At 72.1% G+C, this 12,053-nt stretch carries 8 protein-coding genes; 4 read left to right on the forward strand and 4 right to left on the reverse strand.

Annotated features, from left to right (window positions below; translation table 11 throughout):
- Positions 1-10: 10 nt before the first annotated feature.
- The 3 genes from VET29_RS26230 to VET29_RS26240 form a co-directional block, all read right to left on the reverse strand.
- Positions 11-481, reverse strand: coding sequence for a flavin reductase family protein (locus VET29_RS26230; protein ID WP_324925143.1), 471 nt, complete (start codon positions 479-481; stop codon positions 11-13).
- A gap of 86 nt (positions 482-567) precedes the next feature.
- Positions 568-1,029, reverse strand: a complete 462-nt coding sequence (locus tag VET29_RS26235) for an acyl-CoA thioesterase (protein ID WP_324925108.1) — start codon at positions 1,027-1,029, stop codon at positions 568-570.
- Position 1,030: 1 nt separating this feature from the next.
- A complete protein-coding gene (locus VET29_RS26240) occupies positions 1,031-6,826 on the reverse strand; it encodes a type I polyketide synthase (RefSeq protein WP_324925110.1) in 5,796 nt (1,931 codons plus the stop codon).
- Between the two features lie 202 nt (positions 6,827-7,028).
- Between VET29_RS26240 and VET29_RS26245 the strand changes: the two genes are divergently transcribed.
- Positions 7,029-7,856 carry an AfsR/SARP family transcriptional regulator gene (locus tag VET29_RS26245; RefSeq protein ID WP_324925112.1) on the forward strand — a complete coding sequence of 276 codons (828 nt, stop codon included), beginning with the start codon at positions 7,029-7,031 and terminating at the stop codon, positions 7,854-7,856.
- An 11-nt stretch (positions 7,857-7,867) separates the two neighbouring features.
- Positions 7,868-8,800 carry a hypothetical protein gene (locus VET29_RS26250; protein ID WP_324925114.1) on the forward strand — a complete coding sequence of 311 codons (933 nt, stop codon included), beginning with the start codon at positions 7,868-7,870 and terminating at the stop codon, positions 8,798-8,800.
- A gap of 37 nt (positions 8,801-8,837) precedes the next feature.
- On the opposite strand, the gene VET29_RS26255 is transcribed toward VET29_RS26250, so the two are convergent.
- Complete coding sequence (locus tag VET29_RS26255; protein WP_324925116.1) at positions 8,838-10,067, reverse strand: bifunctional 3,4-dihydroxy-2-butanone-4-phosphate synthase/GTP cyclohydrolase II; 1,230 nt, start codon at positions 10,065-10,067, stop codon at positions 8,838-8,840.
- Between the two features lie 240 nt (positions 10,068-10,307).
- Between VET29_RS26255 and VET29_RS26260 the strand changes: the two genes are divergently transcribed.
- Positions 10,308-11,111: an AfsR/SARP family transcriptional regulator gene (locus tag VET29_RS26260; RefSeq protein WP_324925118.1), complete on the forward strand. Its 804-nt coding sequence runs from the start codon at positions 10,308-10,310 to the stop codon at positions 11,109-11,111.
- A 176-nt stretch (positions 11,112-11,287) separates the two neighbouring features.
- Positions 11,288-12,019, forward strand: coding sequence for a helix-turn-helix transcriptional regulator (locus VET29_RS26265; RefSeq protein WP_324925145.1), 732 nt, complete (start codon positions 11,288-11,290; stop codon positions 12,017-12,019).
- Positions 12,020-12,053: the final 34 nt, after the last annotated feature.

Here is a 12,053-nt window from a genome sequence, read left to right on the forward strand (position 1 = left end):
GCACACGACCTCACGCACTGCGTGCCTCCGGGGGCTCGACGTGGTGGAAACCGCCCTCCACGAACAGCAGCGGCTCACCGGCGCCCCGGCTCGCGCTGACCACGTCGCCGAGGAAGATCGAGTGGTCGCCGCCCGCGTAGACCTCGGCCAGCTCGCACTCGATCCACGCCAGCGACCCGGCCAGCAGCGGCGCGCCCGTGCACCGGCCGGGGAACCAGTCGACGCCGTCGAACTGGGCCATGCCGGTCGGCCGGCTCTTGTTCGTGAAGTAACGCGCCACGCTCTCCTGCTCGGCGCTCAGCACGGACACCCCGAAGCCCTTCGCGCCAAGGATGGCGTCGTGCATCCGGGCGGTGTGCGCCACGCAGCACAGCACCATCGGCGGTTCCAGCGACACCGACGTGAACGCGTTGGCCGTCATCCCGTGTGCCTTCTCGCCGTTGGCGGTCAGCACGGTGATCCCGGTGGCGAACTGGGCCATCACCGTCCGCAGCACGGGCGGCGTGACGTCCAGGTCGCTGCCCGGGGGCACCACGGACAGCGGCGTGGCGTCCCGCCGCTCCCCGGTCAACGTGCGTCCCCGGCGTTGGCCGGCGCGACGGGCGCGTCGGAGTACGGCGCGAGCGAGTCCCGCAGCTCCGCGGGCACCCGGGTGGGCACCGTGTTGTTGTTGTCACCACGCATGCACGCGATGCGCTGCCGGCCCGTCGCCACGAGGTTCTCCGCCCCGTCCGCGATCTTCACGTAGTCGAAGCTGAACTGGACCTGGGTCTGGGTCAGCTCCTCGAGCCGCATCCGGACGGACAGCTCGTCGAACGCGGTGATCTCGGCGAAGAACTCGCACTCCACCTTGAGCGTGAACAGCTTCAGGTCGTTGCGCAGGTCCGCCAGCACGGCCGGCGCCTTCTCCTTGAGGAACATCTCCCGGCAGCGTCCCTGCCAGCGCAGGTAGTTCACGTAGTAGACGTTGCCGACCAGGTTGGTCTCCTCGAACCCGACGGTGTGCCGGATCTCGTAGTACGCGGTCATGTCAGTGCTCCTTGTCCGACAGGATGGCGAAGACGACCGGCTCGGGTGCGTCGTTGACCGTGGTCACCCAGGTGGCGATGCGGGTGTCGCCGTCGGACAGCCGCACCCAGCCCTCCTCGTCGACCCGGTCGAGGGTCAGTGCCTGCCCGGTGACCCCGACCTTGCGCAGGCACTCCAGCGCGCACCACACCCGCGTCGCGGCCACCGGCGCCGGCTCGTTCGTCTCGGCGACGAGCAGGTCGCGCAGCGCGATCCGGTCCTCGCCGAGCAGCCCCGCCCAGTCCGTCTCGGTGCGCTCCGCCACCGTCTCGACGTCGCACCCGAGGGTGCCCGCGCCCGCGGCGACCAGGGTCAGCCCCGCGCCGTGCGACGCGGTGACGTTCGCGCCGTCGATCTCCGGGCGCCCGTCCGGGCGGTACCGCGGGGTGATGGGACGGCCCAGCGCCCGCCCGGCGGCCAGCCAGGTCTGCGCACCGCGGTCCTCGAGGCCACCGGCCGGGTCGGGCTCGACCACGACCGCCCGCGTGCCGCCGAGCAGGCGCTCCGCGGACCGCTCCAGGTAGGATCCGAGCAACGCCGGCACCCACGGACCGGCGCCGCCCCGCTTGCGCACCGCCCGCAGCGACAGGCCTTCCCAGCGCTCCACGAGCGCGCCGGACTCGCCACGCACGTCCACGTCGTAGACGTAGGTGTCACCGTCCTGCGAGCGCTCCCGCGCGTCCATCACCACGGTCTCGGACTCCTGGTCACCCTGCTCCGCCAGGTACAGCCGCTCGATGCTCTGCGGCAGCAGCGTCGCGTCCGGCACGCAGCACTGGATGGCGTGCATGACCGCGTCGCGCGTGCCCGGGTCGGCGAGCACCCGCTCCTGGGACAGGAACGGCGCGAACCACGGCGCGGGCGTGGTCGTGGACAGGTCCGCCACGGCGTGCCGGGCGGCCGCCTTCCGGTAGGACAGCAGGCGCTGGAACCGCTTGCCCTGGAACAGGACACCGCCGTACAGCTCGGCGACGGGGTCCACCGGCACGGCCGGCAGGCCGGTCTCGACGCTGTCGTGCTCGCTCGACGGTTCGGGCCGAGGGAAGCGCAGCTGTGCCCGGAAGTGGTCGGCGCTGAACCCGGTCTCCGCGCTGCGGATCGCGACCGAGACGGTGCCGCCGCCGCGGGCGAGCGCGGCCAGCCGGATGGTCGTCGAGTCACCGGGCCGCACCACGATCGGGCGGAGGAACTCGACGTCGCTGAGCATCGGCACGGCAGAGGAGCCGGTGACCGCGTTCGCCACCTGTGCCATCGCCTCCATGCCGAGCACCGCGGGGAAGAGCAGGTCGCCCTCCAGCAGGTGGTCGGCCAGGTACGGGTCGCTGCCGGCGGCCAGGTCGGCCTCGGTGACCAATTCGACGCCCGGGTAGTGCACCAGCACGCGGTCGACGAACCGGGTCACCGGCAGCTCCTGGCTGGGCAGCCGCAGCGTCGGCAGGCCGGCCGCCCGGCCGCTGACCAGCAGCACCGGTCCCGCGGACGGGTCGGCGAGGACCCTGCGGAGCACGGCGATCCCGTCCTCGATGGAGATCGGGGTGATGCCGTCGCGCATGAGCGCCTCGACGACGCCGAGCCGCTCGCCCATGCCGGCGCCGGACCAGACCGACCACTCCAGCGCGACCGCGCGCGCCTTCGGGTGCTCACGCTGGAACCGCACGGTCAGCTCGGTCATCCGGTCGTTCGCGGTGGCGTAGTGCGCCTCACCGCGCAGCCCGGCCCGGCCGATGATGCTGCCGAAGGTGACCAGCAGCCTGACGTTGTCCTCGCCGACGGCGCCGAGCACCGCACGCAGCCCGTCGGTCTTGGGGGCCAGTGTCCTGGCGAAGTCGTCCTCGGTCAGGTTGGCCAGCGCGCCCGGCTCGTTGCGGCCCGCGCCGTGCAGGACCGCCGTCACCTGGCCCAGCTCGGCCGTGAACCGCTCGACCGCGGCGGCGAGCTGCTCGGCCGACGTCACGTCGGCACGCTCGTACCGCACCTCGACGCCGGCGGACCGCATCCTGGCCAGGTTGGTCGACACCTCGTCGTCGTCGGCCGGGTCGGCCCGGCCGAGCAGCGCGAGCTTCGCGCCGGAGTCCTGCGCCATCACCAGCGCGCACTCCGCGGTGATGCCCTTGGCGCCACCGGTCACGAGCAGCACGTCGTCGGCCGTCAGCGGGGTCCGCTGCTCGGCGGGCCCGTCGGGCAGCACCCGCAGCACCGGCACGGTCCGGTCACCGTCGGCGGTGTAGCGGACCTCGCTGTAGCCGGTGGTGGCGCCGACCTCGGCGACCACGCGGTTCACCGCGGCCTGGACGTCGTCCGCGCCGGTGGGTGCCACGTCGGCGAGGTCGAGCACGGTCGTCGGCACGCCGGGGTGCTCCAGGTGCAGGGTCCTGGCGAGCCCCGCGGCGCCGAGGTCCTGCTGCACGACGACGAACCGGGTGCCCTGCGCGGCCGCCTGCTGGCCGGCCCGCAGCGCCAGGTCGACGTGCGCCTCGCCGTCCGCCGGCAGGCACAGCAGCACCCCGTCGCCGACCCCGGCGTCGGCCAGCGCGGCCCGCAGCCGCTCGGCCAGCGGGTGGCCGCCGGGGGCGAACAGCTCCCAGGTGCCGGCGCCGCCGTTGCGGAGGTCGATCGCGGGACGCGCCTGCGACACGTGGTCCACGACGAACGGCCGCACCCACGGCGCGTAACCGGCGGCCTCGGTCGGCTTCGCCGCGCCGTCCTGCGCGGTGCCCGCCAGGTCGTCGATCATCTCGGCGAGCTCGCCGAGGGTCACGGTGGCGTAGTTCGTGGTGGCCTCGAGCGTCGGCCGGCCGAGCTCACGCGTGGCCTCGTTGATCAGCTGGCCCACGGTGATCGAGCTGAGGTGCAGGTCGTCCAGCGGGTGGGTCTGAGCGGTGATCGTGTCGACCGGCAGCTCCACCCGGTCCGCGGCGAGCCTGCGCAGCACGTCGAGGGTCGCGGACTCACCGTCCGCCGCCTCGGCCCCGGCCGACGCGGATGCCGTCGCCGCCGGCTCGGCGTCGACGACCAGGCCCGCGTCGATGTCCGGCGCGGCCTCGCAGGGGCTTTCCAGGAAGCTCGGTTCGGCGTCCTCGGCGAGCGGGCGCACCACGCGGTCGCGGAACAGGGGGGCCGGATCCACCGCGACGCCCAGCGCGTAGGCCGCGCCGACGGCGGTGAGCAGCGGCGCCAGCGACGCGCTGTCCGTGTCCACCGACAGCACCAGCTTGTCCGGCGCCTGCTGGCGGACCAGGCCGGACAGGATCCGGCCGGGACCGACCTCCAGCACCAGGTTCGCGTTCGCGATCGCCTTCGCCGCGGCCTCCTCGAAGCGCACCGGCCGCACGATCTGCTCGGTCAGCAACCGATGCAGCGGGGAGTCCTGCTCGACCATGTCGCCGCAGACCGAGGAGACGACCGGCCGCCACGGCGCGTGCAGCTCGAACTCCTCGATCCGGCGCTCGAACTCGTCGCGTGCCGGGCGCACGAGCGGCGAGTGGAAGGCGTGCGAGACGTTGAGCCGGTTCGCGGTGATCCCGCGGGCCCGCGCCTGCGTGCACACGTCGTCCACATCGGACGCCGGGCCGGCGATGACGGTCTGCTGCGGGCCGTTGAACCCGGCGATCACCACCTGGCCCTCGTAGATGAGCCCCTCCACGGTCATCGCGTCGGCGGACAGGCTCGCCATCGCGCCGCCCGTCTCGCTCGCCCTGGCCATCACCTCGCCGCGCATGGCGGCCAGCCGCAGCACGTCGTCGGCGCTCATGCTGCCGGCCCAGGACAGCGCGGTCAGCTCGCCGAGGCTGTGTCCCACGGCGATGTCGGCCTCGATGCCCAGCGAGGACAGCACCGTCAGCCCGGCCACCGAACCGGCGACGATGCGTGGCTGGGCCACCTCGGTCGCCACGGGGTCGCCGCCGGCCGGCACGGCCTCGTGGCCGAAGACCTCGCCCGCGGCGGCGAACCGGCGGGCGAGCGCGCGGGTGGCGTCGCGGCTGGCGCCCTGGCCGGGGAACAGGTAGGCGATGCGGGGTGGGGCCGTCGAGGCGTGCAGGAAGATGCCGTCGGCGGGCACGTGCAGCATGGTGTGCCCGGCCGCCAGCTCCTCGGCGACCCGGCCGAGCTTGCGGGCGGCGTCGGCGGGGGTGCCGGCCACGACCGCGGCGCGGTAGCGGCCGCCGGTCCGGCGGTCCGCGAGGCCGGCGGCGATGTCGGCGAGCTCGGCGTAGGAGATCTTGCCGGCCAGCTCGACGAGCCTGGTCACCCGCTCCAACAGCTCGTCGGCGCTCTGCCCGTCGACCAGCAGAAGCTCGGCGTCCTGACGGCCGGCGACCAGCGCGCGGACCCGGTCGGGCACCTCGGCCTGCCGGTCGTGGCCCGGCGCCTGCTCCAGCGCGATGTGCGAGTTGATGCCGCCGAAGCCCATCGCGGACACCCCGGCCCGGATGGGCAGGTCGGCCGGCCACGTCGCCGGCTCGGCCGGCACGTACATGGCCGCGTCGGCCGCGGCGAGCTTCGGGTGCGCGTCGTAGTGGCCGGTCGCGGGCGGGATGACCTGGTTGTGGATCGACAGGGTGGCCTTGATCAGGCCGGCGACCCCGGCCGCCGCCTTGGTGTGGCCGAAGTTCCCCTTGACCGTACTGAGCGCGGCCGGTGGCGCGGACGGGTCGGCCGCCCGGCGGTGGCTGGACAGCGCCTCGATCTCGGTCTCGTCGCCGAGCGCGGTGCCGGTGCCGTGGCCCTCGAAGTAGGACACCGTCTCCACGCCGTAGCCGGCCCGCTCGTAGGCCTTGGTGAGCGCGAGCCGGTGCCCCGCGGCCTCGGGCCGGGTGATGCCGCCCTTGCCGTCCGAGGAGATGCCCCAGCCGGTGACCGACGCGTAGATCCGCTTACCACTCGCGAGCGCGTCGGCCTCGCGCATGAGCACCACGATGCCGCAGCCCTCACCGGGCCAGAAACCGCCTGAGTTCTTGTCGTAGACCTTCATCTCGTTCTTGGCCAGCGCGCCGGTCTTGGCGAACCCGATGACCTCGAACGGGTCGATCGACAGGTCCACCCCGCCGGCCAGCGCCACGTCGAGGTCGCCGTCGACGAGTGCCTTCGCCGCGGTCGCGACCGAGAGCAGCGACGACGAGCACGCACCGTCCACGGTGAACCCGCCGCCGGCGAAGTCGAAGTAGTTGCACAGCCGGCCGGCGATCGTGTTGGCGAGCCCGCCGGCGAGCGTGTCCTCGTCCGGCGCCGGGAAGGGCGCCTTGTACACCGGTTCCAGCTCGCGGAGGAACTCGCCGGTCTCGTCGTCGGTCCAGCCCTTCGCCGCGAGCGCGGCGGCGACCGTCCTGCGCACGTACGGCCAGCGCAGGCGCATCAGGTTGGCGCGGGAGAACTCACCGGTGAGGCTGTTGCCCAGCACCACGCCGGTGCCCGCGCGCGGCAGGCCCTCGCCCATGGGGAACCCGGCGTCGGCGAGTGCCCGCGCCGCGGTGTCCAGGGCCAGCCAGTGGGTGAGGTCGGTCGACCGGTAGGTGCTGCCCGCGATCTGGTACCCCACGCGGTCGAACTCGAAGTCACGCAGCACGGCCGCCTTGGTGGCGTAGTGGCGGTCCGGCGCGTCCGGGTCGGCGGACCAGTAGTCCGCCTGGTTCAACCGTTCGTCTGGCAGTCGCCGGAACGCCCTGCGCCCGCCGAGCACGTTCTCCCACAGCTCGTCCGGGGAACTGGCGTCCGGATAGCGAAGCCCGATTCCAACAATGGCGATCCGTTCGTTGCTCACATTCACCGTCCAACGGCCGACAAAGCCCACGGTGCCAGCCGACATCTGCGGCTGACTTTCGGTCCAGAGTGCAGCAGATGGCGGTACCGCACCTACTTCCGTTGTGCCATAAAGATAATCAGCCATTGTCGCACTACAGGAGAATTCAATGCCTGGGCAGCGGACGTATTCTGTGGTATCGGACGGCGAAATGAGCTGACTCATGCGAGCGGAAATAAACGTACTCGGCCCACTGGAGGTTGTGCTCGACGACGTCTGCGTGGTACCCACGGCTGGTAAACCCCGTCAGTTGCTGGCGCTGCTCGCGATCAACGCCGGCAGGGTGGTGCGGACCTCCGCACTCATGGAGGAGCTGTGGGGAACGCGGATGCCACGCAGTGCCGCCGGCACGCTGCAGACCTACGTACTGCAGGTCCGCAGGCAGATCCGTCGCGCGCTTCCCGAGCAACAGGCGGAGCTCTCCCACGAACTGCTGGCGACCACGCACACCGGCTACTCGCTGCGGGTCGAGCCGGAGTCGGTCGACGCGGTCCGGTACGGCAGGCTGTCCAACCAGGGCAGGACCGCAGGCCAGGCCGGCGACTACGCGGCCGCCGACCGCCTGCTCGGCGAGGCCCTCGCGGTGTGGCGGGGGCCGGCGCTGGTGGACGTGCCGGCCGGCCCCCAGTTGGAGATCGAGACCACGGTACTGGCGGAGAGCAGGCTCACCGACCTGACGCTGCGCATCGACGCGGCGCTCTACCTCGGGCGCCACCAGCAGCTGCTCGGCGAGCTGGCCGCGCTGTGCGCGCGGCACCCGTACATGGAGAACTTCCACGCGCAGCACATGCTCGCGCTGTACCGGTCCGGGCGGCCCGGCGAGGCACTCGAGGCCTACCAGGCGGTCGCGACGACCATCCACGAGCAGTTCGGCGTGGACCCGTCACCGCGGCTGCGCCACCTGCACCACGCGCTGCTCGCGGGGGACGCGCTCCTCGACGAGCCCCGGTTCATGGTCAACAACTGGACGCCGGACGCCGTTGCCGGCTGAGAGGAGCACACATGGCCCAGCTCGAAACCGTTCCCACACCGGTGTTCCCTCGCAACAGAGGACGGGTGGTGGCCTACAGCGTGCTCGCAGGCTTCCTCCTCAGCGTGGCATGGTCGGCGTCCTTCGTGGACAGTGTGATCGGCGACAGCGTGGCGAACACGTTACTGGGCCACGACGCCAAGGAGACCGCGATCACCGGGGTGGCCGGGGGCCTGGTGTTCGCCATCGTGTCCGGGCTGGCCGGCACGTTCACCGCGTGCAACATCGCCGTGTTCGGCACGATGGCGCCGGTGGTCGGCGGCGCGGAGGGCAGGTGGGACCGGCTGCGGGCCGCCGTGCGGCCGCTGCTCTGGCTGGCCGCCGGCATGGTCGTGGTGTCCGCGGTCTACGGCGCGATCGTCGGGCTGGTCGGGACCGGGATGCCGCAGTTCGACACCGCCGACATCCCGCCGGGCGAGCTCGGGAGCCGGCTGGTCCAGTCGATGGTGGTGTTCGGCCTGGTCGGGCTCGCCATGACGTACCTGGGCCTGGCCGCGCTAGGGCTGGTACACGACCCGTTCGCGCGGCTGTCCGAGCGCTTTCCCAACGCGCGCCTGGTGTTCCTCGGCGCGCTGGTCGGCGCGTTCCTGATCGGGCGGCCTTTCCCGTTGTTCCGCAAGCTGTTCCGCGCGGCCGCCGAGTCCGGCAACCCGCTGTACGGCGCCGGGGCGTTCGTGCTGCAGTCGATCGGGAACATCATCGTGCTGGCAGTGCTGGTGCTGCTGGTGAACCTGGTCGCGGGCGGCGCGGTCCGCCGCTGGCTACTCGCCCGGCCGCACCGGCTGGCGGTGGTCACCGCGTCCGCGTTCCTTGCCGCCGGCGTGTTCACGGTCCTGTACTGGGACGTCCGGCTCCTCGCCATGCGCGACATCCTGCCGTGGTACCCCGTGGCCCCCTGGGTGTGACCGCCGGCATCGCCGACGCCGCGACGACAGCCGCCGGTCAGAAGCCGGCGGCTGTCGTCGGGAAGTTGAGCAGGTGACCCATGCGCTCACGCTTGGCGGACAGGTAGGCCACGTTGTGGGCCGTCGGGTCCGTCTCCAGGCCGACCCGGCCCGCGATGTCGATCCCGTAGCCCCGCAGCCCGCGGTACTTGGCCGGGTTGTTGGTCATCAGCAGCACGCGCCGCACACCGAGGTCGCGCAGGATGTGTGCGCCGATGCCGTACTCGCGGCTGTCGACCGGCAGGCCGAGGCGCAGGTTCGCGTCCACGGTGTCCAGGTGCTGCTCCTGCTGCAGCCGGTAGGCACGCAGCTTGTGCGCGAGCCCGATGCCGCGTCCCTCCTGCCCGCGCAGGTACACCACCACCCCCCGCCCGGCCTCCGCGATCCGCCGCATGGCCAGGTCGAGCTGCGGTCCGCAGTCGCACCGCAGTGACCCGAACAGGTCTCCGGTGAGGCACTCGCTGTGCACCCGGACCAGCACGTCGTCGCCGGTCGCCACGTTGCCCATCACCATCGCCAGGTACTCCTGGTCGTCGGTGGTCGACCTGTACGCGACGGCGCGGAACGTGCCCAGCGGGGTGGGGACGTCGGCGTCGGCGGCCCGTTCGACCAGGCCGGCGATCGAGCGCCGGTACTGGACGAGCTCGGCGATCGTGACCACGGGCAGCCCGTGCTCGGCGCTGAAGCGCTCGATGTCGGGGCGACGCATCATGCCCTGCCGGTCGCCGTCCACCAGCTCGCACAGCAGCGCCGCGGGCGTCACCCCGGCCAGGCGGCACAGGTCGACGCCGGCCTCGGTGTGTCCGGCCCGCCTGAGCACGCCGCCTTCCCTGGCGCGCAGCGGCATCATGTGACCGGGCCGGGCGAGGTCGCCGGGCCGCGTCGAGCCGGCCGCCAGTGCGACGGCGGTCGCGGCCCGGTCGCCGGCGCTGATCCCGGTCGTGGTGCCGTGCAGGCTGTCCACGCTCACCAGGAACGCCGTTCCCTGGCTCTCCGTGTTCTCCCGGACCATCAGGTCGAGGTCGAGCTCACGCGCCCGTGCCTCGGTGATCGCGGTGCACAGAAAACCGGAGGTGTGTGCCAGGAAGAACGCCACCTTCTCGGGTGTGGCGTGCTCGGCGGCCATGATCAGGTCGCCTTCGTTCTCGCGGTCCTCGTCGTCGACGACGATCACAATGCCGCCGCGAGCCAGTTGGCGGACCGCTTGGTCGACCGAAGAATCCGCCATCGGGTTGCCTCCAGGCAGATCTTTGCTGCTCGGTGCCGCGGGTCGTGCCGCGGCATTTTCGTTGTCCCGTGAGTTTCTGTCCGATATGGCCATCGTACGTCCCGCCACCCGCGGGAGCGTTCTTCCTCTGTGCCCGTTCTATCGACGGCCGATGGCGCATCGATGGGCCACGCGAAGTGTGGCCGGGAAACGTGTTCGGTGCCGACACTCTGTCGGCACCGATGAGAATCGAGAAATGCCATGCAGGTCGAGATCAGGGTACTGGGACCACTGGAGGTCTACGTAGGCGGAACATCGATCGTGCCGAGCGCCAGCAAGCCGAGCCAGCTGCTGGCGATGCTCGCGCTCAACCCGGGCCACCCGGTGAGCGTCCGGGCGCTCACCGAGGAGATCTGGGGGTGCCGGCCGCCGCGGAGTGGTAAACCGACACTCCAGACCTACATCCTGAAGCTGCGACGGATGCTGGCGCACGCGCTCGCCGGCACCGACGGCCTCTGCTCGAAGGACGTCCTGGTCACGCGCCGGCCCGGCTACGCATTGGCCGTCGACCCGGACGACGTGGACGCGGTGCGGTACGACCGGCTGTCCGCGGCGGGCCGCCGCGCGGCCGTCGACGGCGACCACGAGCAGGCGGCACGCCTGCTCACGGAGGCGCTGGGGCTCTGGCGGGGCCAGGCGCTGGCAGACGTGCCGACCGGCCCGCTGCTCGGCATCGAGGCGGTGCGGCTGGAGGAGACCCGGCTCGGCGACCTGCACCTGCGGATCGAGGCGGACCTGCGGCTCGGCCGCCATCACCAGGTGCTCGGTGAGCTGGCCGCGGTCTGCGCGCGGCACCCGATGCTGGAGAACTTCTGCGCGCAGCACATGGTCGCGCTGTACCGGTGCGGCCGGCGCGGCGAGGCGCTGCTGGCCTACCGCGGCCTGCGCGCGACGATGATCGGCCAGCTCGGCGTCGAGCCGTCGCACCGGGTATGGGACCTGCACCAGTCGATCCTGCGCGGGCGAGTCGTGCCGGAGGACCCGAGTCTCGCGGTGAGCGGCTGAGCGCGGTTCGTCCCGGCGTCGACGAAACATCGAGCAAAAACTGACCGAGCTGGTCGCCCGGCTGGACCGACCTTACCGTGGATTTATTCGATCTTCGATCCGAATACCTTCTTCCAGAGTGGTGTGAACTGATGGACGACGTTATCGAGAACGCGGTCGAGCGCGTGATTCGCGCGATGCGCGACAATTTGGGTGAAGTGATCACAATTGACGACATGGCCAGAACGGCGATGTTCAGCAAGTTCCACTTCACCCGGATATTCCAGCGGGTCACCGGGATCTCGCCGGGCCGGTTCCTCTCCGCCCTGCGGTTACAGGAGGCCAAACGGCTGCTGCTGACCAGCTCGATGACCGTCGCCGACATCAGTCATGTGGTCGGCTACAACAGCATCGGCACGTTCAGCTCCCGGTTCCGGGCCAGCGTCGGCGTCTCGCCGACCGAGTACCGGCAGTACCGGGGTTACGTGTCCCCGCTGGACGGCACCGAGGAGCCCACGGGCACGAAGGGGACGATGGTCCGCGGCCAGCTGTCCGGCCCCGGCACGGCGATGGCCGACCAGGTGTTGGTCGGGGTGTTCCGCGACCGCATCGCACAGGGCCTGCCGGTCCGGCACACGACGGTGCGCGGCTCGGGCCCGTTCGTGCTGGAGGACGTGCCGGAGGGCGCCTGGTACATCCAGGCCCACTCGGCCCCGACCGGTTTCGACGAGCCGGAACAGGCCTGCCTGGCCACCTACGGCCCGGTCACCGTCCGCCGCGACGTGCCGGTGCTGGGTGTCGACCTGCGGTTGCGCGGGCGGCGGATCTTCGACCCACCGCCCCTGCTCGCACAGCTCGACCAGCCCGTGTCCGTCGCTCAGTCGTGGGTGCCCGGCGGCGCAGGACGCACCGCGTTGCCGGGAGCCTGACGAGAGCCGGGCCGGTCGCGGCCCGGCGCGTCCG

This window comes from Actinophytocola sp. (assembly GCF_035634895.1).
Lineage (GTDB): Bacteria > Actinomycetota > Actinomycetes > Mycobacteriales > Pseudonocardiaceae > Actinophytocola.

What these genes read in the sequence shown, in the direction of transcription:
- VET29_RS26230 (WP_324925143.1), bottom strand. Translation starts at nt 481, where the DNA reads ATGGCCCAGTTCGCCACCGGGATCACCGTGCTGACCGCCAACGGCGAG.
- VET29_RS26235 (WP_324925108.1), bottom strand. Translation starts at nt 1,029, where the DNA reads ATGACCGCGTACTACGAGATCCGGCACACCGTCGGGTTCGAGGAGACC.
- VET29_RS26245 (WP_324925112.1), top strand. Translation starts at nt 7,029, where the DNA reads ATGCGAGCGGAAATAAACGTACTCGGCCCACTGGAGGTTGTGCTCGAC.
- VET29_RS26250 (WP_324925114.1), top strand. Translation starts at nt 7,868, where the DNA reads ATGGCCCAGCTCGAAACCGTTCCCACACCGGTGTTCCCTCGCAACAGA.
- VET29_RS26255 (WP_324925116.1), bottom strand. Translation starts at nt 10,067, where the DNA reads ATGGCGGATTCTTCGGTCGACCAAGCGGTCCGCCAACTGGCTCGCGGC.
- VET29_RS26260 (WP_324925118.1), top strand. Translation starts at nt 10,308, where the DNA reads ATGCAGGTCGAGATCAGGGTACTGGGACCACTGGAGGTCTACGTAGGC.
- VET29_RS26265 (WP_324925145.1), top strand. Translation starts at nt 11,288, where the DNA reads ATGCGCGACAATTTGGGTGAAGTGATCACAATTGACGACATGGCCAGA.